Source organism: Streptomyces sp. bgisy159, assembly GCF_965341775.1.
Classification (GTDB): Bacteria; Actinomycetota; Actinomycetes; order Streptomycetales; family Streptomycetaceae; genus Streptomyces.
Genome location: NZ_CBDQZH010000001.1, coordinates 51,670 through 78,336, shown reverse-complemented (window position 1 = coordinate 78,336; position 26,667 = coordinate 51,670). Strand labels below are relative to the sequence as shown.

23 protein-coding genes and 1 pseudogene are annotated in these 26,667 nt (G+C 72.2%); 11 read left to right on the top strand and 13 right to left on the bottom strand.

What is annotated here, in order from left to right; genetic code table 11:
• Positions 1-68: 68 nt before the first annotated feature.
• The 4 genes from ACSLTV_RS00385 (at position 69) to ACSLTV_RS00370 (ending at position 4,140) form a co-directional block, all read left to right on the top strand.
• Positions 69-533 (top strand): SseB family protein, encoded by a 465-nt coding sequence (locus tag ACSLTV_RS00385; RefSeq protein WP_432133615.1) that lies wholly within the window; start codon positions 69-71, stop codon positions 531-533.
• Between the two features lie 183 nt (positions 534-716).
• Complete coding sequence (locus ACSLTV_RS00380) at positions 717-1,694, top strand: pirin family protein (protein WP_435611417.1); 978 nt, start codon at positions 717-719, stop codon at positions 1,692-1,694.
• 248 nt (positions 1,695-1,942) lie between these two features.
• A complete protein-coding gene (locus ACSLTV_RS00375; RefSeq protein ID WP_432133617.1) occupies positions 1,943-2,638 on the top strand; it encodes a response regulator transcription factor in 696 nt (231 codons plus the stop codon).
• Positions 2,626-4,140, top strand: coding sequence for a sensor histidine kinase (locus ACSLTV_RS00370; protein WP_435611416.1), 1,515 nt, complete (start codon positions 2,626-2,628; stop codon positions 4,138-4,140). Before ACSLTV_RS00375 ends, ACSLTV_RS00370 begins: the two co-directional genes overlap by 13 nt.
• A gap of 213 nt (positions 4,141-4,353) precedes the next feature.
• Here ACSLTV_RS00370 and ACSLTV_RS00365 read toward each other — a convergent pair whose 3' ends face one another.
• On the bottom strand, positions 4,354-6,543 hold the full coding sequence (locus tag ACSLTV_RS00365) for an ATP-binding SpoIIE family protein phosphatase (protein ID WP_432133619.1): 2,190 nt from the start codon (positions 6,541-6,543) through the stop codon (positions 4,354-4,356).
• Between the two features lie 226 nt (positions 6,544-6,769).
• On the opposite strand from ACSLTV_RS00365, the gene aspS reads away from it, so the two are divergent.
• Complete coding sequence (aspS, locus tag ACSLTV_RS00360; protein ID WP_432133620.1) at positions 6,770-8,533, top strand: aspartate--tRNA ligase; 1,764 nt, start codon at positions 6,770-6,772, stop codon at positions 8,531-8,533.
• A gap of 149 nt (positions 8,534-8,682) precedes the next feature.
• A complete protein-coding gene (locus tag ACSLTV_RS00355; protein WP_435611415.1) occupies positions 8,683-9,651 on the top strand; it encodes an intradiol ring-cleavage dioxygenase in 969 nt (322 codons plus the stop codon).
• 63 nt (positions 9,652-9,714) lie between these two features.
• Here the strand turns inward: ACSLTV_RS00355 and ACSLTV_RS00350 are convergent, their stop codons facing one another.
• The 3 genes from ACSLTV_RS00350 to ACSLTV_RS00340 form a co-directional block, all read right to left on the bottom strand.
• Entirely contained in the window at positions 9,715-10,338 is a 624-nt protein-coding gene (locus ACSLTV_RS00350; RefSeq protein WP_435611414.1) for a Uma2 family endonuclease, read from the bottom strand.
• Between the two features lie 47 nt (positions 10,339-10,385).
• On the bottom strand, positions 10,386-11,264 hold the full coding sequence (locus ACSLTV_RS00345) for a helix-turn-helix domain-containing protein (protein WP_435611413.1): 879 nt from the start codon (positions 11,262-11,264) through the stop codon (positions 10,386-10,388).
• A gap of 158 nt (positions 11,265-11,422) precedes the next feature.
• Positions 11,423-11,968: an ATP-binding protein gene (locus tag ACSLTV_RS00340; RefSeq protein WP_432157186.1), complete on the bottom strand. Its 546-nt coding sequence runs from the start codon at positions 11,966-11,968 to the stop codon at positions 11,423-11,425.
• 156 nt (positions 11,969-12,124) lie between these two features.
• Between ACSLTV_RS00340 and ACSLTV_RS00335 the strand changes: the two genes are divergently transcribed.
• A complete protein-coding gene (locus ACSLTV_RS00335; RefSeq protein ID WP_432157185.1) occupies positions 12,125-13,000 on the top strand; it encodes a helix-turn-helix domain-containing protein in 876 nt (291 codons plus the stop codon).
• Positions 12,997-13,209: a DUF397 domain-containing protein gene (locus tag ACSLTV_RS00330; RefSeq protein WP_432133730.1), complete on the top strand. Its 213-nt coding sequence runs from the start codon at positions 12,997-12,999 to the stop codon at positions 13,207-13,209. Before ACSLTV_RS00335 ends, ACSLTV_RS00330 begins: the two co-directional genes overlap by 4 nt.
• Positions 13,210-13,224: 15 nt before the next feature.
• Here the strand turns inward: ACSLTV_RS00330 and metG are convergent, their stop codons facing one another.
• Together metG and ACSLTV_RS00320 are read right to left on the bottom strand one after the other, a co-directional pair.
• The gene (metG, locus tag ACSLTV_RS00325; protein WP_435611412.1) at positions 13,225-14,940 is read right to left on the bottom strand and encodes a methionine--tRNA ligase; all 1,716 of its coding nucleotides are present in this window, start codon (positions 14,938-14,940) and stop codon (positions 13,225-13,227) included.
• Positions 14,941-15,103: 163 nt separating this feature from the next.
• Positions 15,104-16,726, bottom strand: a complete 1,623-nt coding sequence (locus ACSLTV_RS00320; RefSeq protein ID WP_435611411.1) for a VWA domain-containing protein — start codon at positions 16,724-16,726, stop codon at positions 15,104-15,106.
• 253 nt (positions 16,727-16,979) lie between these two features.
• Here ACSLTV_RS00320 and ACSLTV_RS00315 point away from each other — a divergent pair, with 253 nt between their 5' ends.
• The gene (locus ACSLTV_RS00315; RefSeq protein ID WP_435611410.1) at positions 16,980-19,058 is read left to right on the top strand and encodes a PhoX family protein; all 2,079 of its coding nucleotides are present in this window, start codon (positions 16,980-16,982) and stop codon (positions 19,056-19,058) included.
• Between the two features lie 71 nt (positions 19,059-19,129).
• Here ACSLTV_RS00315 and ACSLTV_RS00310 read toward each other — a convergent pair.
• Together ACSLTV_RS00310 and ACSLTV_RS00305 are read right to left on the bottom strand one after the other, a co-directional pair.
• Positions 19,130-19,384 (bottom strand): annotated as a pseudogene (locus ACSLTV_RS00310) (dihydrofolate reductase); the annotation flags it as partial.
• 8 nt (positions 19,385-19,392) lie between these two features.
• Positions 19,393-19,950 (bottom strand): YbhB/YbcL family Raf kinase inhibitor-like protein, encoded by a 558-nt coding sequence (locus ACSLTV_RS00305; RefSeq protein ID WP_435611409.1) that lies wholly within the window; start codon positions 19,948-19,950, stop codon positions 19,393-19,395.
• A gap of 153 nt (positions 19,951-20,103) precedes the next feature.
• Between ACSLTV_RS00305 and ACSLTV_RS00300 the strand changes: the two genes are divergently transcribed.
• Positions 20,104-20,796 carry a GntR family transcriptional regulator gene (locus ACSLTV_RS00300; protein ID WP_432133629.1) on the top strand — a complete coding sequence of 231 codons (693 nt, stop codon included), beginning with the start codon at positions 20,104-20,106 and terminating at the stop codon, positions 20,794-20,796.
• A 21-nt stretch (positions 20,797-20,817) separates the two neighbouring features.
• On the opposite strand, the gene ACSLTV_RS00295 is transcribed toward ACSLTV_RS00300, so the two are convergent.
• Positions 20,818-21,225 carry a RidA family protein gene (locus tag ACSLTV_RS00295; protein ID WP_432133630.1) on the bottom strand — a complete coding sequence of 136 codons (408 nt, stop codon included), beginning with the start codon at positions 21,223-21,225 and terminating at the stop codon, positions 20,818-20,820.
• A 111-nt stretch (positions 21,226-21,336) separates the two neighbouring features.
• Here ACSLTV_RS00295 and ACSLTV_RS00290 point away from each other — a divergent pair, with 111 nt between their 5' ends.
• On the top strand, positions 21,337-21,723 hold the full coding sequence (locus tag ACSLTV_RS00290; protein WP_435611408.1) for a winged helix-turn-helix transcriptional regulator: 387 nt from the start codon (positions 21,337-21,339) through the stop codon (positions 21,721-21,723).
• Between the two features lie 51 nt (positions 21,724-21,774).
• Here the strand turns inward: ACSLTV_RS00290 and ACSLTV_RS00285 are convergent, their stop codons facing one another.
• The 4 genes from ACSLTV_RS00285 to ACSLTV_RS00270 form a co-directional block, all read right to left on the bottom strand.
• Entirely contained in the window at positions 21,775-23,763 is a 1,989-nt protein-coding gene (locus ACSLTV_RS00285; RefSeq protein ID WP_435611407.1) for an FUSC family protein, read from the bottom strand.
• 26 nt (positions 23,764-23,789) lie between these two features.
• Positions 23,790-24,698 (bottom strand): endonuclease/exonuclease/phosphatase family protein, encoded by a 909-nt coding sequence (locus ACSLTV_RS00280; protein WP_435611406.1) that lies wholly within the window; start codon positions 24,696-24,698, stop codon positions 23,790-23,792.
• A 94-nt stretch (positions 24,699-24,792) separates the two neighbouring features.
• Positions 24,793-25,149, bottom strand: coding sequence for a hypothetical protein (locus tag ACSLTV_RS00275; protein WP_432133634.1), 357 nt, complete (start codon positions 25,147-25,149; stop codon positions 24,793-24,795).
• 59 nt (positions 25,150-25,208) lie between these two features.
• Entirely contained in the window at positions 25,209-26,618 is a 1,410-nt protein-coding gene (locus ACSLTV_RS00270; RefSeq protein ID WP_432157486.1) for a mucin-1, read from the bottom strand.
• Positions 26,619-26,667: the final 49 nt, after the last annotated feature.

Here is a 26,667-nt window from a genome sequence, read left to right as displayed (position 1 = left end):
CTCTATCGACCGCTACATAAATCGGCGACGCCCCTGCGGCGGCCCTCGCCTCGGTAGGCTTCGGCCTCATGTACGGCTATGACCAGAACGTGGGGGCCCAGCAGCAGTACGCCCAGCCCCAGCAGCCGATGGGCGGCGGGTACGGGCAGCAGCCGCCGCTGTACCCCGAGCCGTCGCCTCCGTCGCTCGCCGACGCGGTGCGGGCGTTCACCACCGGGCAGATGCCCGCCGAGGACTTCCAGCAGATCTTCGCCACCTCGAAGGTCTACTGCCCGCGCGGTGACACCCCCGGCTTCCTGGCGCTGCACAACACCCAGCAGCCGGTGATCCCCATGTTCACCTCGCTGAAGGAACTGCGACGGTACGCGGGCAAGGAGTCCAAGTACTTCGTCATCACCGGTGCCGAGGTGATCGACCTCCTGCCCACCGGCTACGGCTTCGTCCTCGACATGGAGGGCGAGCACCGGATGGTCTTCGACGCCAAGGCGGTCGAGCAGATGGTGGACTTCGCGATGCGGCGCATGTACGGCTAGCCGGATGTACGCCTGGTAATCGGATGTGCGCCCGGCCGCATGTACGGCGAGGCGGCCGGCCGCTCGGCGTGGCGGGCCGCTCGGTGGTGCGGAGCCCGGAGGGAATGCCCTCCGGGCTTCTGTCGTTGGGGGTGACAGGAAGTTCAACGCTCAACTAAAGTGGGCGTACAAGGAGGAACCGACATGCCTGCAGTGACCGTCGAGAACCCGTTGACGCTGCCCCGTGTGACCGCTCCCGCCGACGCGGCGGCCCGTCCCGTGCTCGGCGTCACCACCGCGCCGAGCGGATTCGAGGGCGAGGGCTTCCCGGTGCGCCGGGCGTTCGCGGGGATCCACTACCGCCACCTCGACCCGTTCATCATGATGGACCAGATGGGAGAGGTGGACTACGCGCCGGGCGAGCCGAAGGGCACCCCCTGGCACCCCCACCGCGGCTTCGAGACCGTCACCTACATCATCGACGGGATCTTCGACCACCAGGACTCCAACGGTGGCGGCGGAACCATCACCAACGGCGACACCCAGTGGATGACGGCGGGCTCGGGCCTGCTGCACATCGAGGCGCCCCCGGAGCACCTGGTCATGTCCGGCGGCCTCTTCCACGGCCTGCAGCTGTGGGTGAACCTCCCGGCCAGGGACAAGATGATGGCCCCCCGGTACCAGGACATCCGCGGCGGTCAGGTCCAGCTGCTCACCTCCCCCGACGGCGGCGCGCTGATGCGCGTCATCGCGGGTGAGCTGGACGGGCACGCCGGCCCCGGCATCACGCACACCCCGATCAGCATGATCCACGCGACGCTGGCGCCGGGCGCGGAGATCACCCTGCCCTGGCGGGAGGACTTCAACGCCCTCGCGTACGTCCTCGCGGGCCGGGGAAGTGTCGGCGCCGAGCGCCGTCCGATCCACCTGGGCCAGACCGCCGTGTTCGGCGCCGGGTCCTCGCTGACCGTCCGCGCGGACGAGAAGCAGGACTCCCACACGCCGGACCTGGAGGTCGTCCTCCTCGGCGGACAGCCGATCCGGGAGCCCATGGTCCACTACGGCCCGTTCGTCATGAACACCAAGGACGAGCTCATGCAGGCGTTCGAGGACTTCCAGAAGGGGCGTCTGGGGACCATCCCGGCCGTGCACGGGATGACCGAGGCGGGTCCGGAGGTCTGAGCCCCCGCGCCGTCGGCTCCGGTGAACCCCCGCTCCCTTGGGAGCGGGGGTTTTCGGTTGGGTGGAGCGGGCGTTTTCGGTCTTCCGGACCGCGCTGATTGATTGAAGTTTGCAGTAACCCGGACGTACTCGCCGGTACATGCCAGGATGCCCGGACAGGCGGCGGACTGAGGCGCAGACCGTTCCGGACCAGCAGACCGTTCGTACGGATCCGTGAGGAAGCGTACGTGTTCGTAAGGAACAGGACATTGACCACCCCTGTCTCCCCGTACCTGCTCGTCGTGGACGACGACGTGGGTGTGCGCTCGATGCTGACCATGGCGCTGGACCTCCTGGAGTTCGAGGTGAAGAGCGCGGCCACGGGGCGGCAGGCGCTGCAGTCCGTCTCCCGGCGCGTCCCCGACCTGCTGATCCTCGACGTCGGGCTCCCTGACATGGACGGGTTCGAGGTCTGCCGGCTGCTGCGGGAGCGGGGCATGACCATGCCGGTGCTGTTCCTGACCGCCCGCTCGGGGCTCGACGACCGGGTGCGCGGACTCGATCTGGGCGGCGACGACTTCATCACCAAGCCGTTCGAGCTGAAGGAGATCGTGGCGCGCGTCCGGGCGTTCCTGCGGCGCTACCACGGCAGCGAACGGAACGCGTCCGGGCGCCGGCTCGTCGCCGGGGACATCCGGCTGGACGCCGACAGCCACCAGGTGTGGGCGTCCGAGACGCCGGTGCATCTGACCAGCACCGAGTTCACACTGCTGCGGTACCTGATGGAGAACGCGGGGCGGGTAGTGACGCGCGCGCAGATCCAGGAGCGGGTCTGGAACCACGCGGCGGACTGCTCGGGCAGCGTCGACACGTACATCTACTATCTGCGCCGCAAACTGGGCGACCAGGACCAGTCGCTGATCCGTACCGTGCGGGGGGTGGGTTACCTGCTGTGCGTGGACTGACGGAGGCCAGGGCACCCGGCGGGACGCCGGGCGGGCGGGACCGGCGTGCCTCCCGGGTCGTCGTGTACTGCGTGGTCGCCACGCTGCTCGGGCTGAGCGGTCTCCTGACGGTATCCGCCGGTCTGCTCGGCCGGTCCGTCGCCGCACGGGCCGACCGGGAGATCGAGCGGCTGCGCGGAGTGCCGCTGACCGCCGCGCCGTACGCGAGCGCCGTGCCCCTGGACCCGGCGTGGACGGCACTGGTCGTCGACCGGCGGGGCCGGGTCGTGCAGCGCCGCACCGGCTCCCCGGACCTGCCGCCCTTTCCCCGGCTCACGGCCGACCGGCTCGACGCCTACGCCGGCCGCGTCCATCCGGTGACCGTCGGGTCGTCGGGCGAGTACCGGGCGCTGGTGGTGCGCGACCCCGGGCAGGGCGGCTACCGCATCATCGCCCGCGCCACGGCTGACACCCGGCGGACCGTGAACCGGCTGGTCCGCCTTCAGCTGGCGGTCGGCGGCGTCCTGCTCACGGCGGTCATGGCCGGGGCCTGGGGGGTGCACCGGTGGGAGGTGAGGGACCGGCGGGAGCGCGAGCGGCAACTGCGCGAGTTCCTGGCCACGGCCGGGCACGAACTGCGCAACCAGCTCACGACCATCGCGGGATACACCCAGATCGCCGCGGGCGGCACCGAAGCCGGGGGCGAGAAGGAAGCGGAAGAGGACGCACAGGCCGGAGCCGGAGCCGGGGCCGCAGTGGGCGCGGGGGCAGGTGGGGCCGGAGTGGAAGTCGGGGCACCTGCGGCCGGAGCGGCGACCCTGGGCGGGGCTGGAACACGGGCCGGGGCCGGAGCACAGGCCGAAACCGGAGCACAGGCCGGTGCCGGTGCCGGAGCGGAGGCCGTGGGCGAGGCCGACGGTGCCGGAGGTCCGGTCCGGGCGGGGGGACGGACGCGGCGGCTCCCGGTGCGGGACGGTGCGCTGCGACGGGCCGGGACCGAGATCCGGCGGATGACCTCCCTCATCGACGAACTGGTCCTGCTGTCCCGGCTCGACCTGGGGCAGCCCCTGCAATGGCAGCGGATCGATCTGGCCCGGCTGTGCCGGGACGTGTGCGGCGCGGAGCGCGACTGCCACCCGGAGCAGCCGATTCGGCTGCTCATCGGCCCGGGTGAGCACACCGTCCACGGCGATCCGGAGCGGCTGCGCCAGGCCGTCGCGAATCTCCTGGCCAACGCCCGTCTGCACACCCCGCCCGGTACGACCACCACGCTCGGGCTGGGCACGGAGGACGGAAACCGGGTCATCGAGGTCGTGGACGACGGCCCCGGCGTGCCGGCGGAACTACGGGAGCGCATCTTCGACCGCTTCGTCCGGGGCGAGGGGACCACGGTCGCCGGCAGCGGGCTGGGGCTCGGTGTCGTCAGGGCCGTCGCCGCCGCGCACGGGGGCACGGCGACGCTCCAGCCGCAGCCGCACGGCCGTGGCGCCTGGTTCCGCATCCGTCTTCCGGCGGCTTCCTGACCACATGGCTCGCAGGAGCCCGCACGCCGAAGGGTCAGATCGTGGCCCGCGACCCCGCGGTGAACAGCGGCGACCGCTGCTGAGACGCGCGGACCCGCGGGGACGGGACGGCAGGCTGGCTCGGACCCGTGAGGACGGCTGACCCGGACCCGCGGGGCCTGCGTGGCGGTCTCATGGACCGACGCCGACGGCGCGCGGGCCCTCGTGAGCGGCCTACCCGGATTCGCGGACGGATTCGCGGACGGGTTCGCGCACGGGCTCCCGGACGGACTCGTGGACGGCCTCGCGGATCTCGAACCAGATGCTCTTGCCCTCGCCGCGCGGCGCGACCCCCCACGCGTCCGCCAGCAGTTCGATCAGGACGAGGCCGCGGCCCGACGACGCCATCTCTCCGGGGCGCCGTTTGTGGGGCAGGTCGTCGCTGGTGTCGGTGACCTCCACCCGCAGCCGGCGCCCGCCGGACCCGTTCCCCACCTCGGCGACCAGCAGCGCGTCGGCGTCCGTGTGCACCAGGACGTTGGTCAGCATCTCCGAGACCAGCAGGACCGCCGAGTCGCGCTGGTCCTCGGACGTCCAGTCGTGCAGCAGCTCGCGCAGATGCTGGCGGGCCTCGGCGATCCGCTCCGGTTCCGCCTGCGCGATCGTGAGCATCGTCCGCCGTGTCGCCGGCCGCGCGGGCACGGCGTCCAGCCCGCCGCCCGGCCCCGGCCGGCACAGCAGCAGGACGGCGATGTCGTCCTCGCGGCGGTCGGTGAGCTTGCCGGTCGTGTGGTGCGAGGAGGGCCCGTGCACCCCCTGGACGAGGGCGTCGGCCAGACCCTCCAGGTCCCCCTGGTGCTCCTCCATGATCTTCCGGATCCGCCGCCAGCCGCTGTCCAGGTCGTGCCCGCCCGTCTCCAGCAACCCGTCCGTGCACAGCATCAGGGCCTCGCCCGTGTCCAGCAGCAGCCGGGTGGTCGGGTAGTCGGAGTCGGGGTCGATCCCCAGGGGCAGTCCGCCCGCGGTGGCCCGCACCATGACCGTGCCGTCCACCATGCGGATCGTCGGGTCCATGTGCCCGGCCCGGGCGGCCTCCAGCACCCCCGTCGCCGGATCGACCTCGATGTACAGACAGGTCGCGAAGCGCAGATCGGACAGTTCGTCGTCCGAATGGGTGATGTCGTGGAAGAAGCGGGAGGCGCGGGAGAGGACCGCGTCGGGGCGGTGGCCCTCCGAGGCGTACGCCCGCAGCGCGATCCGCAGTTGCCCCATCAGACCCGCCGCCCGCACGTCATGCCCCTGCACGTCCCCGATGACCAGCGCGAACCGCCCCCTGGGCAGCGGGATCATGTCGTACCAGTCGCCGCCCACCTGCAAGCCGCCGCCGGTGGGTATGTAGCGGGCGGTCAGGGTCATGCCCGGTATCTCCGGGCCGAGCGTCGGCAGCATCGAGCGCTGCAGTCCGTCCGTCAGCTCGCGCTGGGTCTCGGCCACGCCCGCCCGGGTCAGCGCCTGTGCGAGCATCCGGGCGACCGTGGTCAGCACCGAGCGCTCGTCCGGGGTGAACGCCACCGGGTACGTGAAGGCCGCCATCCAGGCGCCCATGGTGCGCCCGGCCACCGTCAGCGGCAGGAACGCCCAGGAGCGCCGGCCGAACTGCTGGGCCAGCGGCCAGGTCAGCGGGTAGCGCTCGCGGTACTGCTCGGGGGAGGACAGGTAGACCGCCCGTCCCGAGCGCACCACCTCGGCCGCGGGATAGTCCGTGTCCAGGGACATGTAGGAGAACGGGCCGTCGTCGCCGGGCCGCTGCCCGTGGTGACCGATGATCGTCAGCCGGTCGCCCTCCACGCCGAAGACCGCCAGCCCGTCCGGCGAGAACCCCGGCATCGACAGTCCGGCCGCGACCCGCAGCACCTCCTCGGTGGAGCGTGCCTCGGCCAGCGCCCGGCCCGCGTCCAGCAGGAACGCCTCCCGGGAGCGCCGCCAGTCGCCGGTGACCGCGCTGCGGGCGGCCGGGGTGCCCGGCGAGGGTTCGGTGACCTCCTGGATGGTCCCGATCAGCTCGTACGCCTTCTTCACCGGGTCGAAGGACGGCTTGGACCGGCTGCGGACCACCCGGACCACCCGTCCTCGGTCGTCCATGACCCGGATCCGCACTTCGGCGAGCGTGCCCTCGGCGACGGCGAGCTGGACCACCCCGGTGATCTCGTTCCAGTCGACCGGGTGCAGCCGGGCCCGGGTCTGTGCCTCGGTCAGGACGGTCTCCTCGGCGGGCAGCCCGAGCAGGCGGGCCGCCTCGGCGTCGACGGTGACCAGGCCGGTGGCCGTGGACCAGTGCCACAGTCCGGTCGCGAGGGAGGCGAGGACCTCTCCCACGGCGGGCAGGGGGTTTCCCGCCGCGGGCAGGGGCTCACCAGTGCGCATTGCCCCACTTTAAGAAGACCCGTTCGAAAGCCGCCACCGAAGCCATCGCCGGGGCCACCGCCGGAGCCACCGCCGAGCCGCCACCGAAGCACCCACCGAAGCCACCGCCGTACCCGCCGTCGATCGTCGGCGGGTAATGGGGGGAGGCGGTCTCCGGCCGCCCGGTACGCTGGGGGTTGTTTCACGTGAAACGTGCCCCCGATCCGCGAAGGCTGGATGAACGACGATGCATCGGTACAGGTCCCACACCTGCGGCGAGCTCCGCGCCTCTGACGTCGGTACCGACGTCCGGCTGAGTGGCTGGCTGCACAATCGGCGCGACCTGGGCGGCATCCTCTTCATCGATCTGCGCGACCACTACGGCATCACGCAGCTCGTCGCCCGTCCCGGCACGCCGGCCTACGAGGCACTGGACAAGGTCTCCAAGGAGTCCACCGTCCGGGTCGACGGCAAGGTCGTCTCCCGAGGCGCCGAGAACGTCAACCCCGAGCTGCCCACCGGCGAGATCGAGGTCGAGGTGGGCGAGGTCGAGCTGCTCGGCGCGGCCGCCCCGCTGCCGTTCACGATCAACGCCGAGGACGGGGTCAACGAGGAGCGGCGCCTGGAGTACCGCTTCCTGGACCTGCGCCGCGAGCGCATGCACAAGAACATCATGCTGCGTACGGCCGTCATCTCGGCCATCCGCCACAAGATGACCGCGCTCGGCTTCAACGAAATGGCGACGCCGATCCTGTCCGCGACCTCCCCCGAGGGCGCCCGTGACTTCGTCGTCCCGTCCCGTCTGAACCCGGGCAAGTTCTACGCCCTCCCGCAGGCGCCGCAGCAGTTCAAGCAGCTGCTGATGATCTCCGGCTTCGACCGTTACTTCCAGATCGCCCCCTGCTTCCGCGACGAGGACGCCCGCGCGGACCGCTCGCCGGGCGAGTTCTACCAGCTCGACATCGAGATGTCCTTCGTCGAGCAGGAGGACGTCTTCCAGCCGGTCGAGAAGCTGATGACCGAGCTGTTCGAGGAGTTCGGGCGCGGCCGTCACGTGACGTCCCCCTTCCCGCGGATCCCGTTCCGCGAGGCGATGCTGAAGTACGGCTCCGACAAGCCGGACCTGCGCGCCCAGCTGGAGCTGGTGGACATCACCGATGTCTTCGAGGGCTCGGAGTTCAAGGCGTTCGCCGGCAAGCACGTCCGGGCGCTGCCCGTACCGGCCGTCCAGGACCAGCCGCGCAAGTTCTTCGACCAGCTCGGCGAGTTCGCGATCTCGCTCGGCGCGAAGGGCCTGGCCTGGGTGCGGGTGGCCGAGGACGGCTCGCTCACCGGCCCGATCGCCAAGTTCCTCACCGAGGAGAACGTCGCCGAACTGACCAAGCGCCTCTCCCTGGCCGCCGGCCACGCGGTGTTCTTCGGCGCGGGCGAGTTCGACGAGGTCTCCAAGATCATGGGCGCGGTCCGCGTCGAGGCCGCCAAGCGGGCCGGCCACTTCGAGGAGGACGTCTTCCGCTTCTGCTGGATCGTCGACTTCCCGATGTACGAGAAGGACGAGGACACCGGCGCCATCGACTTCTCGCACAACCCCTTCTCCATGCCGCAGGGCGGCCTGGAGGCCCTGGAGACCCAGGACCCGCTGGACATCCTGGGCTGGCAGTACGACATCGTCTGCAACGGCGTCGAGCTGTCCTCCGGAGCGATCCGGAACCACGAGCCCGAGATCATGCTGAAGGCCTTCGAGATCGCGGGCTACGACCGGGAGACCGTCGAGGACAAGTTCGCGGGCATGCTGCGCGCGTTCCGCTTCGGCGCTCCGCCGCACGGCGGCATCGCCCCCGGTGTCGACCGCATCGTCATGCTGCTGGCCGACGAGCCCAACATCCGCGAGACCATCGCCTTCCCGCTCAACGGCAACGCCCAGGACCTGATGATGGGCGCCCCGACCGAGCTGGACGAGGCGCGGCTGAAGGAGCTGCACCTGTCGGTGCGCAAGCCGCAGCCGAAGTAGTAGTCCACGTCCACCGCGGTGGTGCACTGAACAGGACCTGCCGAAGGGGGCCGGAAACCGACGTCGGTTTCCGGCCCCCTTCGCGGTGCTCGGGAAAGCACAGCTCGCGCCCATCGCCGTGACAGCGGGGCTGCCTAGCGTCCTCGTCCATGACGGGAACTCCTGCACACAAGAAGAGCGTCACGCGACGCAAGGTCGTAGTGGCGGGCGGCGCGGCCGTGGCCGCGGTGGGCGTGGGCGGCGCGCTGGCGATGAGCGCGTCGGCCGACGAGACGGCGGACACGGCGACGGGCACCGGGTCGTCGACCGGCACCGGCTCGGCGGCAGCGGCCGGTACGGGTGCCGAGGCCTGTTACCGGCTCACCTCGGAGACCACCGAGGGCCCCTACTACATCGACGCGGACAAGATCCGCCAGGACATCACGGAGGGCAAGGAGGGCATACCCCTCACCCTCCAGCTCAAGGTCGTCGACGCGGAGACCTGCGAACCGGTCGCGAACGCGGCCGTCGACGTCTGGCACTGCGACGCGCTGGGCGACTACTCGGGCTACGAGAGCCTCTCGCAGGGCGGCGGAGGAGCCGGCGGCGGTGGCACCCCGCCCACGGGTGCCCCCACCGGCACCCCCACCGACCTGCCGTCCGGCGCGCCTCCCACCGGCGAGCCGCCGACCGGGGGCGGGGGCGGGGGCGGCGGGGGGCACGAGGAGCCCACCAGCGACACCCGCTACCTGCGCGGCACCTGGAAGACCGACAAACAGGGCCGGGTCACCTTCACGACCGTCTTCCCGGGCTGGTACCAGGGCCGCTGCGTCCACATCCACACCAAGGTCCACGTGGGCGGCGAGTGGACCGACACCGGGTACGAGGGCGGCCACACCTGCCACACCGGGCAGTTCTTCTTCGCCGAGGAGGCCGTGCTGCTCACCGAGGACGTGGCCCCCTACTCCACCAGCACCACCACACGCACCAAGCTCACCGAGGACACCATCTACGACCAGAGCGGCACCACGGGCGGGCTGCTCAAGCTGAAGTACAACAAGAACAAGATCTCCAAGGGGGTCGTCGCCTTGATCACCATGGGCGTCGACCCGGACGAGACCCACGACGGCACCGGCTGACCGGGCCGGTGGGCCGACGCCGCCGGTCCGGCGGAAGAACCGCCGGGTCGGCAGCGGGCGTCCTCAAGTAGCGCTTCGGTCCGGTTCGTCGTCCTTGCTCCGGTAGCGCGGCAGGTTCTCCGTCGAGATCGTCCAGTCGCCGATGGTGACGTCCTCGCCGTAGACGAAGTCCTTGCGGGTGGCGTAGCGCGGCCCGTCGGGCGTGGGGTGGATGTCGGTGAGGATGGCGCCGGTGCCGGTGCGGGGGTCGAAGACGGCGTAGACGGGAATGCCCATCAGGGGGTAATCGCGCATCTTCGTGACCCAGTCGTTGTCCGGGTTGGAGCGGGAGACGACCTCGACGGCGGCGATGAGACTGCGGGGATCGAAGGAGTCCGGGACGTCCATGTCCTCCATGGTGATCACCATGACGTCGGGGCGGCGCAGGAGCCCCTCGGCCTTGTCCTCGACGTCCGGCTCGCCCGTGTGAGCCACGATCTCCTCCGGCATCACCTTCTCGAGTCGCCTCCGCAGATGCACAGTGGTCAGCTCGTGCGGGCCGACGGGCGACATCATGTCGTGGACGATCCCTTCCTTGGTGATCTCGAACTTGCCGGGAAGGGTGTCGTCCGCGGACTGAACGAAGTCCCGCATGGCCTGATAGCGGTGAGAGGCACCCTGTCGCGCGCTGTCCGGTGCGATGGTCATGGCGCTCGCTCCTCGTCTGCCGTGCCCAGGGGCAAGGATCGTCGCTCTCATGCTAGGCGGCGCTCCCCCGAGGAGCCGGACCGGCAGTTCCGGCACCTGCCCGGTCGAGGCGCGCGGAAGGCGTGGTCGCAGCCGTCGCAGTTCTGGAGGGGGTGGCGGGGTTCGGGGGCCGGTGGGGCCGGGGGCCGGAACGGCGGCGGGGGCGGTAGCTGGGCGGCCAGGCGGTGGGCGAGGAAGGCGGCCGGGCGGATCAGGGGTTCGTCCGGCAGGCCGTCGGTCAGGGCGTGGCGTACGGCGGTGGGGGCCAGGTCGCGTTCCAGCCAGGCGGCGACGCCCGGGGCGAGGTGTTCGGCGTCGGTGGCGGAGAGGAGGAGGCGGGGGTCGTGACGGCGGAGGCCGGAGAGGACGTCCAAGGCGGTCTGGAGGAGGGCGGGGGCGGGGAACGCGGGCTGGGGTACGGCGGGGAGCCGCTTGCGCGGCGCGGGCCGGTCGGGGGTCGTGCGCCGGGTGGCGGACCTGGGGGCGGCCGTCTCGCGGGCGGCGCCGTGGCCGGGCCGGTTGCAGGACACCGTGCGGGTGATGATCCGGCCGGTGGAGGTGCGCTCGCGGCTGCGGCGCAGGTAGCCGTGGCTCTCCAGCTCCCGCAGGGCGGCGGCGATGCGGGTGGGGCCCTCGGGGAAGCGGGCGGCGAGGGTCTTGATGTCCACGGCGGTGCCCGGTCGGACCGACTGGATGTGGCAGGCCAGTCCGATGGCGAGCAGGGACAGCTCCGGGTGCTGCGTCAGGTCGTTGCCGATCACCGTGAAGTTCTCGGTGTGGCGGACGTGGTCGTGGACGACGCCGGCGGTCCGGCGCCCGTCGGGGTGGTTTTTGCCCGCGATACGGGACCGGGCGCGCGAGGGCGCGCTAGGGTTTTCGGTGTCCATCGGGAAGCCCTACTTCCTCGGTGGTCAGGCCCTCGCACTGGGATGCCAGTCCCGGCGAGGGCCGTCGCATGTCTGGGGTGGTTCGGGGTTGTTCGCGTGCTGCTGCCGCTGAGCGTAAGGCAGGCAACCGGGCCCGAATCCAGCTCAGTCGGGCATATTCACTCGCGGGAGTGAGTTTGCCCGGCGGGAGGGAGGGGTGGGGCTTGGTGGGGTTCTTTGTCCCCGGTGGGTAGTGCATAGGGAGCGCAGGGCGGACCGTGGTGTGGGCCGTCGGGTGCCGGTGACTCGCCTGACGGGAGCATGAGTTCGGCCCATACCGTCTTACGGGGTGGCAGGCCGTGAGTGACTCCCCAGCGGTCGGCCAGGGCGGCCACGAGGGTCAGGCCGCGGCCGGAACCGGCGGCCGGGTCGGCGGGGTGGCGCTGTGGGAGCCGGTCACCGCGCGTGTCCGTCACCTCGATACGGAGGGTCCGGCCGACCACGTAGAGCAGGAGCTGGAAGTTCCGGCCGGGGACCCGGCCGTGGGCTGCGGCGTTGTTCGCGAGTTCGGCGACCAGGAGCTGCGCCGGATCCAACGGGATGCCCCAGGTGCCGAGTTGTTCCACGGCGAGCAGGCGGGCGAGCCGGGCGCCCCGGGGGGTGGGGGACAGCAGGACGCTGAAGTTACGGACGGGACCGCCGGGTTGGGGGAGTTTCGGATTCACGTCACTCAGCGTGGCCGGATGTGCCTACCGTGGGGAGTGACGCCATCGTTGCGTACGGTGACTGTCCGTCGCTTGTCCGGTGGTGTCCGGGCTTGTCAGGGCGGTGCGCACGGGTAAGGCGTGGCTGGCACGAGGCGGTACGACGGAGGGGCGCGCATGTCGGTGGACGGCGAGGTTCGGCAGCTCAGGACCGAGGCTGACGAGCCGGGGTGGGAGGTGGACCCGGACGACGAGTGGGGTGTGGCCGTCGTCGCCACCGTGGGGCGGCAGTTGAAGCTGCGGCGGGAGGCGGTGGGGATGCGGGCCGGCGAGTTCGGCAAAGCGGTGGGGTACGGCGAGGACCTCGTCTACAAGATCGAGGGCGGGAAGCGGATTCCTCGGCCGGAGTTCCTGGACAGGGCGGACGAGGTGTTGGGGGCGGGTGGGTTGCTCTCGGCGATGAAGGAGGACGTCAACAAGGTCCGATACCCGAAGAAGGTGCGTGCCTTGGCGGAGATGGAGGCCAAGGCGGTGGAGATGGGCGTGTACGTCGGGCTCAGTCTCCATGGCCTGTTGCAGACGCCGGAGCACGCGCGAGCTCTGTTCGAGGTGTCCCAGTCCGCTTACACGGAAGCGGAGTTGGAAAGGCTGGTGGCCGCGCGCATGGGGCGTAAGTCGATCTTCGACCGGTCTCCGCGCCCAGCTCTCAGCTTTGTCCAAGAAGAGGTGACGCTGCGCCGACAGGTGGGAGGCACAATGGTGTGGCGTCAGCAGCTCGAGCACCTGCTCGAAGTCGCGCAGTTGCGCAACGTCACTCTTCAGGTGATGCCGACGGACTCTGGGGCCCACCCTGGGCTGAGTGGCAAGATCGAGGTGCTGAAGTTCGAGGACGGCACGGCCATGGGGCGCTCCGACGGCGCGTACAACGGCCGCCCGACCTCTGACCCGAAACAGCTCCGCATCCTTGAGCTGAGGTACAGCACCATCCGGGCCCAGGCTCTTACTCCACGGGAGTCATCGGCCTTCATCGAGCGACTGCTGGGAGAAACATGATCCGCAAGGCCTTCGCCGGGGACGCCTCAGAACTGGCGTGGTTCAAGAGCAGCTACAGCGATGGCCCCGAGGGCGACTCCTGCGTCGAGGTCGCCGCCACCCCCGCCACCATCCACGTCCGCGACTCCAAGTACCGCGACGACAGCCCCCTGCTCGCGCTGCCGACTCGGGCGTGGGCCGAGTTCGTGGCGTATGCGGCAGGGGGCTGATGCGCGGTCCGGGGCCTATGCCTCCTGGCCGCCGAAGCGCTCCTTGTAGGTGGCCAGGTCGTCGTCCGTGAGCTTGGCGAACAGGACCGGCGGGACCGTGAAGGCGGTGCCGGCCGGTACCGAGGTCAGGGCCTTCGCCTCGGCCTCGGTGACCCAGGTCGCGGTGTCGTCGGTCAGGGCGAACGCCTCACGCATGGTCTTCGAGGACGCCGGGATGAACGGCTCGGAGACGACCGCGTACAGGTGGATCAGGTTCATGGCCGTGCGCAGGGTCAGGGCCGCGGCGTCCTTGTCCGTCTTGATCTGGAGCCACGGGGCCTTCTCCTCCAGGTAGGAGTTGCCTGCCGACCACAGCGCGCGCAGCGCGGCCGCGGCCTTGCGGAACTGGAGGGACTCCATGTGCTGCTCGTACTCGGTGAGCAGCCGCGCGATCTCCTCGCCGAGCCGCGTCTCCGCCTCGCCGGGCTCGCCGCCCGCGGGCACGTCGTCCCCGAACCGCTTGCGGGAGAAGGACAGGACGCGGTTGACGAAGTTGCCGAGGGTGTCGGCCAGGTCCTTGTTGACCGTGGCGGTGAAGTGCTCCCAGGTGAAGGACGCGTCGTCCGACTCGGGGGCGTTGGCGATCAGGAAGTAGCGCCAGTAGTCGGCGGGGAGGATGTCCAGCGCCTGGTCGGTGAAGACGCCGCGCTTCTGGGACGTGGAGAACTTGCCGCCGTAGTACGTCAGCCAGTTGAACGCCTTGACGTAGTCGACCATCTTCCACGGCTCGCGCACGCCCAGCTCGGTGGCCGGGAACATCACCGTGTGGAACGGGACGTTGTCCTTCGCCATGAACTCGGTGTAGCGGACGTCGTCGGCGCCGTCCGGGCCGTACCACCAGGAGCGCCAGTCGCCGCCGGTGGCGTCCGCCCACTCCTTCGTCGCGCCGATGTACTCGATCGGGGCGTCGAACCAGACGTAGAACACCTTGCCCTCGGCGGCCAGCTCCGGCCAGGTGTCCGCCGGGACCGGGACGCCCCAGTCCAGGTCGCGGGTGATCGCGCGGTCGTGCAGGCCCTCCGTCAGCCACTTGTGGGCGATGGAGGAGGCGAGCTGCGGCCAGTCGTCGTCATGGCGGGCCACCCACTCGCGGACCTGGTTCTCCAGCTTCGACTGGAGGAGGAACAGGTGCTTGGTCTCGCGGACCTCCAGGTCGGTGGAGCCGGAGATCGCCGAGCGCGGGTCGATCAGGTCGGTGGGGTCGAGGACCCGCGTGCAGTTCTCGCACTGGTCGCCGCGCGCCTTGTCGTAGCCGCAGTGCGGACAGGTGCCCTCGACGTAGCGGTCCGGGAGGAAGCGGCCGTCGGCCGGGCTGTAGACCTGGCGGATGGCGCGCTCTTCGATGAAGCCGTTCTCGTGGAGCTTGCGGGCGAAGTGCTGGGTGATCTCGACGTTCTGGGCGCTGGAGCTGCGGCCGAAGTAGTCGAAGGCCAGCGCGAAACCGTCGTAGACGGCCTTCTGTGCGTCGTGCGCCTGGGCGCAGAACTCGTCGACCGGGAGCCCGCGCTCCTTGGCGGCCAGTTCGGCCGGGGTGCCGTGCTCGTCCGTCGCGCAGATGTAGAGGACGTCGTGGCCGCGCTGGCGGAGGTAGCGGGCGTACACGTCCGCCGGGAGCATGGACCCCACCATGTTGCCCAGGTGCTTGATCCCGTTGATGTAGGGAAGGGCGCTGGTGATGAGGTGTCGAGCCATGGTGTGGCTGCTCCCGAGTCGGTCGTTTTGATGAGTCTTGAAATCGTAGCCGACAGGGGGCGGCCGCCCGCTTCCCGTTTTATGGGGTGGGAAGGGGCGGCCGGGCCGGGTGCTGCGGTTCCGCGAATTACGCGGGTTGTGCGGTTACGGGGGTTACGCGGTGTTACGGGCGCCAGTCGGCCAGTACGCCGGCGTAGAGCTCCTCGTCCGTGAGCTCCTTCGGGGTGGGGCCCGCGTGGAAGAAGCCGGTGTTCGGGGTCTTCAGCTTGCGGAGGTAGTCGAAGGCCTTGTTGTCGTGCTCACCGAAGGCGACGAAGGAGAAGAAGACCGACGGGTGCTTCTCCGCGGCCTCGGTGAGGGACTGCGTCGCCGGGGTCTTCGCGTCCGGGGCGCCGTCCGTCTGGAACACCACCAGGGCGGGAGGGGCCGACTTCTTGCTCTGCTTCTTGTGGTGCTTCGTGTAGTGGGCGAGGACCGCTTCCACGGCGGCGTGGTAGCTGGTACGGCCCATGCGGCCGAGGCCCGCGTGCAGGGAGTCGATGGTGGTGTCGGGGTCGGAGGGGGTGAGGTCGGCGGTGCCGTCCACCTCCGTGGAGAAGAACACGACGTGGACGCTCGGCTCGGTGCCCGGCGGAGTGAGCTCGGTGGCGAGGGCGAGGGTCTGGTCGGCGAGGGCCTGTGCGGAGCCGTCCTTGTAGTACGGGCGCATGGAGGCGGAGCGGTCGAGGACCAGGTAGACGGGGGCGTGGGTGCCGGTGAGGCCGGCCTTGAGGAGGGCGTTCGCGACGGGGGCCTCCGGCGGTGCGGGGATGGACTCGGCTTCGCCTTCGTCCGTCGTGTTCCCACCCGCACCACCCGTGCGGGATGCGTCGTCGTCTGCGGGGGCCGCCAGTGGGGCGTCTTCGCCGTCGGCGGCCGCCGGGGCGGTCGGGGCGGGCGCGGGCTCCGGTGCCTCCTCGGCGGCTTCCGCCTCGGGCTCGGGCTCGGTTTCGGCTGCCGGGGTGTCCTCCGCCACGGGTTCGGGCTTCGGCTCGGGCTCCGCGGCAGGCTCGGGTTCGGGAGCGGGGTCCGGTTCGGTCTCCGCTACCGGCTCGGGCTTCGGCTCGGTGTCGGCCTCAGGCTCGGTCACCGCCACCGGCGCCGGCTCGGGCTCAGACTCGGGCTCGGTTTCGGCCTCCGGCTCGGGCTCGGGCTCGGGCTTTGACTCGGCCTCCGGCTTCGACTCGGCCTCCGGCGCGGGCTTCGGCTCGGGCTCGGCCTCCGGCTCGGGCTTTGACTCGGCCCCCGGCTTCGACTCGGCCTCCGGCGCGGGCTCGGCCTCCGGCGCGGGCTCGGCCTTCGGCTCGGGTTCGGGCTTCGGCTCGGGTTCGGGCTTCGGCTCGGCCGAATTCACCCGATCGGCCGAAGCGCTCCGCTCCTCCTCAGCCGTCGGCTTCGGCTCAGGGCTCGTGACCTTGTCGAAGGCGGCTGCCACCAGGTCGTGGGCCGGGTCGGTGGAGTGGCGGGGCTTGGGGACCGGCTTCGTCGAGCCGAGGTCTGCCGTCGGCGTGGAGGCTGCCGTAGGCGTGGCGGCTGCCGCCGGTGCCGGGTCGGTCGCCGACGTGGAGTCCGTCGGGTCCGACGAGGTGGCCGGGGCCGTGGTGGAGGCCGGTGCGGTGTCGGAGGTCGGGGTGGGTGTGGAGGACTCCGTCTGCTGCGAAGGAATCTGGTCCGCACCCTCTGCCAAGTCGGCCCGCGACTTGCGAGACCTGCCGAACGCGTTCCGCAGGAGAGTGAGAATGCCCATGCGCGCAACCCTTCGCGTGAGTTGATGCCCGTCAATCCCTGGCCAGGACGGACACGTAAGGTTAGCCGCCCCGCGGGGCGATCTTGGGGAGGGGTGAGGGGCGGGAGCCCCGCTGTGTCAAGGGCGCCTCCGGTCGGCCGCGCGCCCCCCCCGCTGTCTCGGATTCACCCCTCGTTCACCGTGGCGCAGCGCATCCGCACGGACGTCGCCCTACCGTCACGCTGACACCAAGGGCACACAAGGGGAGAGCAAGGTGCGCAAACTGCTGCCGATCATCGGAACGCCGTCCGCGGCCCACCCGGGCGGCCGGTCCGCCCTGACCTGTCGTTTCCGGTGTGGTGACGCCTGCTTCCACGAGGTGCCCAACACCAGCGACAACGAGTACGCCGGTGACGTCATCGCCGGTGCGCTCAGCCGCCGCTCCATGGTGCGCGCCGCCGCCGTGGTGACCGTCGCGGCCGCCTCCGGCACGGCTGCCGGAGTCGCGGGCGCCCGACCGGCCGCCGCCGCCCCGCAGGCGCACACGCACGGCGGGGGCAGGCCGGCCCACGACGGTGCGCGCGGCCTGCGGTTCAGCCCGGTCGCGCCCAACACCGCCGACGCCGTCACGATCCCCGAGGGATACGGCCAGAACGTCGTCATCCGCTGGGGTGAGCCCATCCTGCGCGGCGCCCCCGCCTTCGACCCGGAGAACCAGAGCGCCGCCGCGCAGGCCGGCCAGTTCGGCTACAACAACGACTTCCTGTCGCTGCTGCCGCTGCCCGGTGAGCGCGGCCACCAGCTCCTCGTCGCCAACCACGAGTACACCGACGAGGTCCTGATGTTCCGGGGCTACGACCCCGAGAACCCGACCCGCGAGCAGGTCGAGATCGCCTGGGCCGCGCACGGTCTGAGCGCCGTCGTCGTGGCCGAGGACCGTCGGACGGGCAAGCTCACCCCCGTGACCCGGCACCACCTGAACCGCCGGGTCACCGCCACCACCGAGTTCCGCCTCACCGGGCCGGCCGCCGGCTCCGAGCTGCTGCGGACGTCCGCCGACCCGACCGGCACCAAGGTGCTCGGCACCCTCAACAACTGCTCCGGTGGCACCACCCCGTGGGGCACCACGCTGCACGGCGAGGAGAACTTCAACCAGTACTTCGCCAACTCCTCCCGGCCCACCGACAAGCGGTACGGCATCGGCACCGGCGCCACCGAGCGCAAGTGGGAACGGTTCGACAAGCGGTTCGACGTCGCCCAGGAGCCCAACGAGGTGCACCGCTTCGGGTACGTGGTGGAGTTCGACCCGTACGACCCGCACTCCACGCCCCGCAAGCACACCGCGCTGGGCCGCTTCAAGCACGAGGCGGCGACCGTGCGGCTCACCCACGACGGCCGGCCGGTCGTGTACACGGGCGACGACGAGCGCTTCGACTACTTCTACAAGTTCGTCGGCAGCAAGCGGATGCGGCACGGGCACTCCCGCGCCGTCCGCGAGCACAACCTCTCCCTCCTCGACGAGGGCACCCTCTACGTCGCCAAGCTGACCGGCGACTCCCCGGCCATGGAGATCGACGGCACCGGCACGCTGCCGAGTGACGGCGAGTTCGACGGCAGCGGGCAGTGGATCCCGCTGGCGACCGCCACCGCCGACGGCGCCGTCTCGCACGTCGAGGGCATGACCGCCGAGGAGGTCTTCGTCTTCACCCGCCTCGCCGGTGACAAGGTCGGCGCGACGAAGATGGACCGGCCCGAGGACATCGAGCCCAACCCGGTCACCGGCAAGGTGTACGTGGCCCTCACCAACAACTCCCGGCGCGGTACCAGTGGTTACGCCGGCCCCGACGAGGCCAACCCGCGCATCGGCAACAAGCACGGCCACGTGCTGGAGCTGACCGAGCGCTGGAACCGCGCCGACAGCACCCGGTTCTGCTGGTCGCTGTTCCTGGTCGCCGGTGACCCCGACGACCCGGCGACCTACTTCGCCGGTTTCCCGAAGGACCGGGTCAGCCCGATCTCCTGCCCGGACAACGTGGCGTTCGACCCGTACGGCAACCTGTGGATCTCCACCGACGGCAACCGGCTCGGCTCGCACGACGGCCTCTTCGCCGTCGCCACGCGCGGCTCGCGCCGGGGTGAGCTCAAGCAGTTCCTGACCGTGCCGACCGGTGCCGAGACCTGCGGCCCGATCGTGCAGGACCGGCGGGTCCTGGTCGCCGTCCAGCACCCCGGCGAGGTCGACGGCGCCGACGTCGACCACCCGGCCAGCACCTGGCCCGACGGCCCGGGCAAGATCGTCCGCCCGTCGGTGGTGGCGGTCTGGCGCACCGACGGCTGCCACATCGGGGCCTGACCCCACCCGCACACCGCCCGGGTGTCCGGCCGCACGGCGGCCGGACACCCCCGTGGTTTCAGGGGCCGGTGGTCACGAAGACGTGCGCGGCGCTGCGCGCGGGAAGCTCTCGCGATCCGCCGGCCCGTCTCCGTCAGCTCCAGCCGGCGGTCACCGGCGACGCGCGGCAGACCGTCCCGTTCCCTGCGCGCCACCGTCCGGCTGACCGTCGGCCCGCTCCGGCCGAGCCGCTCGGCGACGCGGGCGCGCAGCGGGACCACGCCTTCCTCGCCGAGCTCCAGGACGGTGCGCGGATACATCTCCGTGGTGTCGAAGAGGCGGGGCATGCTGCCCGTCAGGCGGGGATTTCGGCGGTGGCGGTCAGGACCGCGCGGCCGAGGACGTGCCCGGCCATGGTGAAGCCGAGGACGGCCGGGGTGGCGTCGGCCGCGACGCCGGTGGACTCGACGTCGAGGGCGTGCACCACGACGACGTAGCGGTGCGGGCCGTGACCGGCCGGCGGGGCGGCGCCGACGAAGCGGGCCATGCGCGCGTCGTTGGGCAGTTGGAAGGCGCCCTCGGGCAGGCCGGAACCGGTGTCGTCGCCGGCGCCCTCGGGCAGCCCGGTGGTGGTGGCGGGGATGTCGGCGACCGCCCAGTGCCAGAACCCGGAGCCGGTGGGGGCGTCGGGGTCGTAGACGGTGACGGCGTAGCTCCTGGTGCCTTCCGGGGCGCCGGTCCAGGACAGCTGCGGGGAGACGTCCTTGCCGCCGGGCACGCCGAAGAGGCCGGAGAACTGCTCGGCCGGCCAGGCGGCGCCGTCGGCGACGGTGGTGCTGGTGACGGTGAAGGAGGCCGCCTCGGGGAGGCGGGCGAACAGGTCCTCGGTGCTCACCGTGTCGTGGGTGCTCATCGTGTCGTTCCTTTCGCGCCGTGCTGGGAGTGGGGGCGCGGCCGACGGAGGGACGGCGGCGCACGCGGAGGTGTCGCCGCCGACCTCGTCGACCGCACAATCGACTGTAGCACCGATAATCGATTATCTTCGGGATCGTCTATGCTGCAGGGCATGACCCAGACGGCCCGCTCCTCGTCCGCCCCGGGAAAGCAGATGCTCTCCGAGCAGGTCTACGCGCTCCTGCGGGACGCGATCATGCGCGGTGACTACGCCCCCGGTGACGCCCTCAAGCCGCAGGACCTCGCCAGGGAGCAGGGCGTGAGCCTGGCCGTCGTGCGCGAGGCGCTGGTCCGGGTGGTCGGCGAGGGCCTCGCCGACCGGCTGCCCAACCGCGGCTTCGCCGTGCCGTCCTTCTCCGACCGCCGCTGGCAGGAGACCGCGGAGGCCCGCCGGACCATCGAACCGGTCGTGCTGCGCCTGTCCGTCGAGCGCGGCGACGTCGACTGGGAGGCCCGCGTACGAGCCGCCCACCACCGGCTGGCCCGCACCCCGGCGTACGAGCCGCGGGAGGGCGAGTACTACAGCGCCGCCTGGTCCGAGGCGCACCGCCGCTTCCACCGCGCCCTGCTGGAGGGCTGCGGCAACCCGGTCCTGCTGGAGACCTTCGACCGGATGTGGACCGCGAGCGAGCTGGCCCGCCGCTGGTCGGCGCACCGCAACCCCGGCCGGGACCACGCCGGCGAGCACCGTCGGCTGGAGGAGGCGGCGCTGGCCCGTGACGCCGACACCGCGGTCCGCCTACTGACCCGGCACCTCACCTGGACCGCGGACGCGCTGACGGCCCCCGCCCCCGGGAGGCCGTGACGCCGGCGCGGTGGCGCCGGTTCAGTCGAGGACCGCGGTGGCCTCGATCTCGACCAGATGCTCGGGCACGTCCAGCGCCGCCACGCCGATCAGCGTGGCCGGTGGCATGGGGGTGCCCCCGAGCTTCGCGGCCGCCCGGGAGATGCCGTCCAGCAGCAGGGGCATCTTGTCGGGCGTCCAGTCGACGACGTAGACGGTCAGCCGGACCGCGTCGTCGAACGAACCGCCCGCGCCGGCCAGGGCGGTGCCGACGTTGAGGTAGCACCGCTCGACCTGGGCGGCCAGGTCGCCCTCGCCGACCGTGACGCCGTCGGCGCCCCAGGCGACCTGTCCGGCGACGAAGACCGTCCTCGTACCGGACGCGACCGCCACCTGCCGGTAGACGTCGATCTCGGGCAGTCCTTCGGGGTTCAGCAGTGTGACGGCCATGGCTCTCCGACTCCTCGCGCTGTCTCGTGTGCTCTCTTGCAGTGACTCGGAAACCGTAGGAGAGTGTGCGCTGACGTGGAAGAACGCACTTTTCGGTGACGGGGGAACCTCATGGTGACCAAGCAGGTCAACGGCTCGGCGCCGGACGAGGCAGATGTGACCCGGGCGGATTCCCTCGCCCGGGAGATCTTCACGGACATCGCCAACAAATGGGCGCTGCTGATCATCGAGGCGGTGGGCGACCGCACCCTGCGCTTCACCGAGCTGCGGGGCGAGATCGAGGGCATCAGCCACAAGATGCTCACGCAGAACCTGCGCATGCTGGAGCGCAACGGCCTGGTCGAACGCATGGTGCACCCGACCGTGCCGCCGCGCGTCGAGTACACCCTCACGGAGCCGGGCCGGGCCCTGCGGTCGACGGTCGACGCGATGTGCGACTGGACCCACCGCCATCTGGGCGCCATCGAGACGGCCCGGCACCGCTTCGACTCGGCCTGACGGCGGGGCACGGCCGGGGACTCGCCGGCGACCGGGACCCCGGCGGCGCTCTCAGCGCGGCGACGTGATCGCCCGGGCCGCCGCGACCTCCTGGCGCAGCGGCTCCAGCACGCTGCCCGCAGGGCCCGGGAGGTCGGTGCGGACCGGGTGCAGGACCTCCGTGTCGCGCAGACCCTCCGCCAGCTCCCGCAGCTGGAACGCCACTTGGGAGACCTCGGCCGCGGACGGCGGCTCGGCTCCGTGCCGGACGCGGACCCGGGCCGCCGTCGTGGCGTCGACGATGCGTTCCACGGCGACCACCAGCGGCCACCAGGCCGCCGCGCGACGGCCGGTGGGGGGCGGTTCGGTCAGGGCGCGCTGGAACTCCGTGCGGATGACCGACAGGTCGCGGTAGAGGCGGCGCCGCATGCGGGCGCGGGCGGCGGGCTCGACGGCGGTGCCCGGACCGGCACCGGCACCGGCACCGGCGGCTGCGGTGCCCGTGCCGAAGGCGGCTTCCACGTAGCGGGCCGTCTCGGCCACCGCGTCGGCCAGACGGGCGCCGACCCGGGTGTGCCAGCTCTCCGGCCACAGCAGGTAGCCGACGACCAGCGCGATCAGGCAGCCGATCAGCGAGTCGACCAGGCGGGGCAGCAGCAGCGCCGTGCCCTGCTGGTTGAGGAAGTCGGAGAGGAGCAGGATCACCGGGGTGATGGCGGCGGTCTGGTAGCCGTAGCCGCGCGGGGTCAGCACCGGGATCAGGGGCGCCAGCAGCAGCATCACCGGTACGTCCCACCAGCCGCGCGGCACCTCCGCGAGCACGGCGGCGGCCACCACCAGTCCGGCCACGGTGCCCAGCGCCCGCAGCAGCGCCCGCGAGAACACCGACCCGAAGTCCGGCTTGAGGACGAAGGTGACGGTGAGGGCGACCCAGTAGGAGCGCGGGACCGGGATGATCGACACCAGGACCTGCGCCAGCCCGATGCAGAGCGCCAGCCGCAGCCCGTACCGCCAGGAACCGGCGGACAGGGTGACGTCCCGGGCCGCGCGGGCGGCGCGCACCGGCAGGGCGGCCGGGCGGCCGAGGCGGTCGTCGACGCCCCGCAGGTCGATGTCGGGCGAGGTGACCACGTCCGCCGCGTGGCGCAGGGCGTGGTCGACGGCGCGGGCGGTCTCACCGGCCGGATCCGGCAGGGCGAGCCCTATCGGACCGGTGTAGCCGGTCTCCACGGCCTGCGCGAGGTGGCGCACGGCCTGCGGGACCTCCGGCGGCAGCCGGACGCCGGCGAGCTGCGCGGCCGGAGCCGCCTCCACGACCGGGGTGATCGCGTTCAGCTGGGCGAGCAGCCGGGTCAGGTCGGGGCTGCGGCCGTGGTGCAGGGCGCGCCGGGCGAGGACGACGTCGTACGACTGGTTCAGCGCCTGGGTGACGGCGCGGCGGGCGTCCTCGTACTCGCCGGGGATCTCGCTGCCGCAGGCGGCGAGCAGTTCGGCCACCGTGCGGTAGGTGTCGGCGACCGCCGTCCGTTCGGGGACGCCGCCGCGCAGCGGCCATGCCAGCAGGGCGAGTACGAGGACGAGCGCGCCGCCGCCGGTCATCAGCAGCGGGGCCAGCCACCAAGGGCCGGGCAACGGCAGGCCGGCGCCGATGACCGAGTTGAGCAGGAGCAACAGCCCGGAGACGGACGCCACCGCGCCGATCGTGGACATCATCCCGGAGACCAGGGCGACTCCGGTGACCGCGGCCACCGCCCACCAGCCGTGGCCGTGGACGGCGGAGCCGACGGTGATGCCGACGGCGCCGAAGAACTGCGGGACCGCGATGTTCAGCAGCCGCATCCGGTAGGCGTCGGCGGTGTCGCCGATGACTCCGGACAGGGCGCCCATCGAGGCGAGCGCGCCGTAGGCGGGACGGCCGACGGCGAGGCCGACGGCCAGGGGCAGCGTCATCGCGACGGCGGCGCGGGCGACGGCGGGCCGGTTGACGGGTGCCTGCTGGGGCCGCAGGTTGCGCATCAGCCAGTCGGGAGGGGTCAGGCCGATGGCGAACTCACGGGACATACGCCCATTATCGGGGCCGTGCCGGCTCATCCGCGCTGGTGGAGGGTGATGTCGACGAGCAGCGCGCGATGGTCGGTGCCGGTCAGGGTCAGGAAGCGGGCGGTGCGGGCGGAGAAGTCGGCGGAGACGAGGACGTGGTCGATCTGCGCGCCGAAGGCGGGCGTGGTGCGGGCCGGCCAGCTCGGCGCCCGGTCCTTGCCGACGAGGCGGGCGGCGTCGCGCAGCCCGGTGTCCAGGATGTGCCGGAACGCGGCGTGGTCCTGGGAGGCGTTGAAGTCCCCGGCGAGGACCAGCGGCCCGCGCTGCCCGGCGGCGAAGTCCCGGACCCGGCCCAGTTCCCGCCGCCACAGCGACACCTGACGGGGCAGCGGCGGCTCGGGGTGGACGAGCTGCAGCCGTACGGCGTGGCCGTCGACGTCGGCGACGGCGCCCGGCATGCCCATGGAGCCCGGCAGCGTGGCGGCCGGGGTGAGGGGGTGCCGGCTGAGGATCAGCGACCCTGCGGAGCTGGTGCCCGGCACGCCCTGCCGGTACGGGTAGTCGGCGCCCGCCTCGCGGGCCAGGACCGTCCGGCAGCCCTCCTCGCACTCGGTGACGAAGACGAGGTCGGGCCGGTCCCGGCGGACGGCGTCGAGGAGGGAGCCGGTGGCCCGGCCGAACTCCACGTTCGCCGTCAGCACGCGCAGCCCGGCGACCGGCCTGCCGCCGGGGTCGTCGGTGACGCCGTACGGCTCGATGAACCAGGCCAGCAGGCCCAGGACGGCCACGCCCCAGACCAGCCCGGTCCACCACCGGGCGAGCAGCGACAGGGCGAGCGCGAGCGCGGTCGGCGCCAGCAGCCAGGGCAGGAACGCCAGCACCTGCGGTACGGGCGTCACTCCGTCGACGTCGGCGGTCCGGCACCCGACGACCGCGCTCACGGCCGCCAGCAGCACACCTGCGCACCCCGCCCGCGCCGGCCGCCGCCCGCGCCGATCCGGCCCGCCCGGCCCGCCCGGCCCGCCCGGCCCGCCCGCCTCGTCCGCCACGTCAGCGGAACTCCCGTACGACCTCGATGGGTCCCACGATGTGCGCGTTGACCTCATCCAGTTCCTCCGCCGGCACCCACAGCTCCAGGATGGTCCTCCCGCCGGCCTGCCGCACCGGGTACCGCCGGAGGAACCCGCTCTCCACCTGGAAGCGTGTCACGTACCCGGCGCCGGACGCGGGCACGTTCCAGTCCCGGGCGATCCGGATCGCGTACTCCTCGTCGAGCACCGGGTAGAAGATCGGCTGCTCGGGCAGCCGGGGCGGCCAGGCGGTCCAGCCGGACGCCTCGACGAGCGCGAGTTCCTCGGGGCCGGTCGGGCGCCACAGGGTGGTGGTCGCCGGGGTGGTCGTGGACATGCGGTGACGGTAGACGTACGGCGGGAGGCCGGGCCAGGAGATATCCGTGCGGGTTCCGCTCAGCGGGGGCCGGGCCAGACGGCCGAGGCGTCGTCGCGGTGCGGGTCGGGCAGGCGGACGGGGCGGACGGGGACCGGGCGGGCGGGCCCGTCGGTGAGCGCGGTCCACGGGGCGGGGTGGCCGGAGTAGCACAGGGTGGTGAGGGCGAACACGCCGTCGGCGTAGACCTCCACGTACTCGCCGACGGTGAGGACGCGCAGTCTGGCGGCCGGTTCGGTGAGGGCGGTCTCGGCGAGGCGGAGGCCGTCGGGGCCGGTGGCCCAGAGGTTCTTGCCGTCGCAGCCGACGGTGAGGGCGGGCCGGCCACCGCCGGGGGCGTCGGTGCGCAGGACGACCTCGGTGCGGCCGGTGAGGTCCAGGTCGCCGACCGCGTGCGGGACGGCCTCGTGGGTCGGCTCCCCGAGCCACCGGTCCAGCCCCGCCCACCAGTGCAGCCGGGGCGACCCGCCGCCGGTGCCGTGCCCGCCCGTGGTGCTGTCACCGCCGGTGTCGCCGTCGCCGTCGCCGTCCGCGCCGCTCTCCATGACGAGGGACTTGGGCTGGGCGAGCATGCCGCGGCAGAGGTCGCCGCCGTCGGTCAGGCCGATACGGCGGGGGGTGGTGTGCAGCACGACGCGGGAGCCGTCGGGGGCGCGGACGACACGCGGGGCGTACGCGCCCGTCGGGCCGAGCGGGCCGCGGCGGGTCCACGGGCCGCGCAGCCGCGGGGCGGTCCACGCCTCGAAGCCGCGCGTCGCGCCGATCGAGCCGAGCAGCAACCAGCTCCCGTCGTCGAGGCGTTCGAGCACCGGGCACTCCAGCTCGTCGACGTCGCCGGGGGACAGGAGCGGCGGGTGGACGGTCCAGTGCTCCAGGTCGTCGGAGGTCGCCCAGGCGACACAGCCGCTGACCTCGACCGGCAGGGAGGCGTCGGCGGCGCAGACGACCATGACCCAGCCGTCGGACTCGTCGTCGCGTACGACGAAGGGGTCGCGCCAGCCCATGCGTTCACCGGTGCGGTACCAGCGGGGGTCCGCCTCGACGACGGGCCCGGTGCCGTGGCGGCGCCAGCCGGTGCCGTCGGTGCGGTCGGAGTAGGCCAGGCCGACCGACTGCAACGGCCAGCCGCCCGGGGTCAGCCCGGCGACGCCGGTGTAGTACATCGCCATGCCGTCGCCGTGCGGGAAGGCGTGCATGGTCCACACCGCCTGCTGGTCGAAGCGGCCCGGCAGCCCGTTGCCGAAGGCGGTGCCCTGCGGCTCCCAGTGGACCAGGTCGGCGGAGGTGGCCCGGCCGTACGACGTCTCCATGCGCAGGTGGTCGAACTCGGTCGTCCACGGGCCTTGCAGGTGCAGCACGGTGTAGGTGCCGTCCGGGGCGCGCAGAAGGTCGAAGTCGTTCACGCAGAGGCCGGGCGGGGCGTATCGCATGGACAGGTCCTGTCTGCCGGCAGCGGCACGCGGTGTACGGCACGCGGGT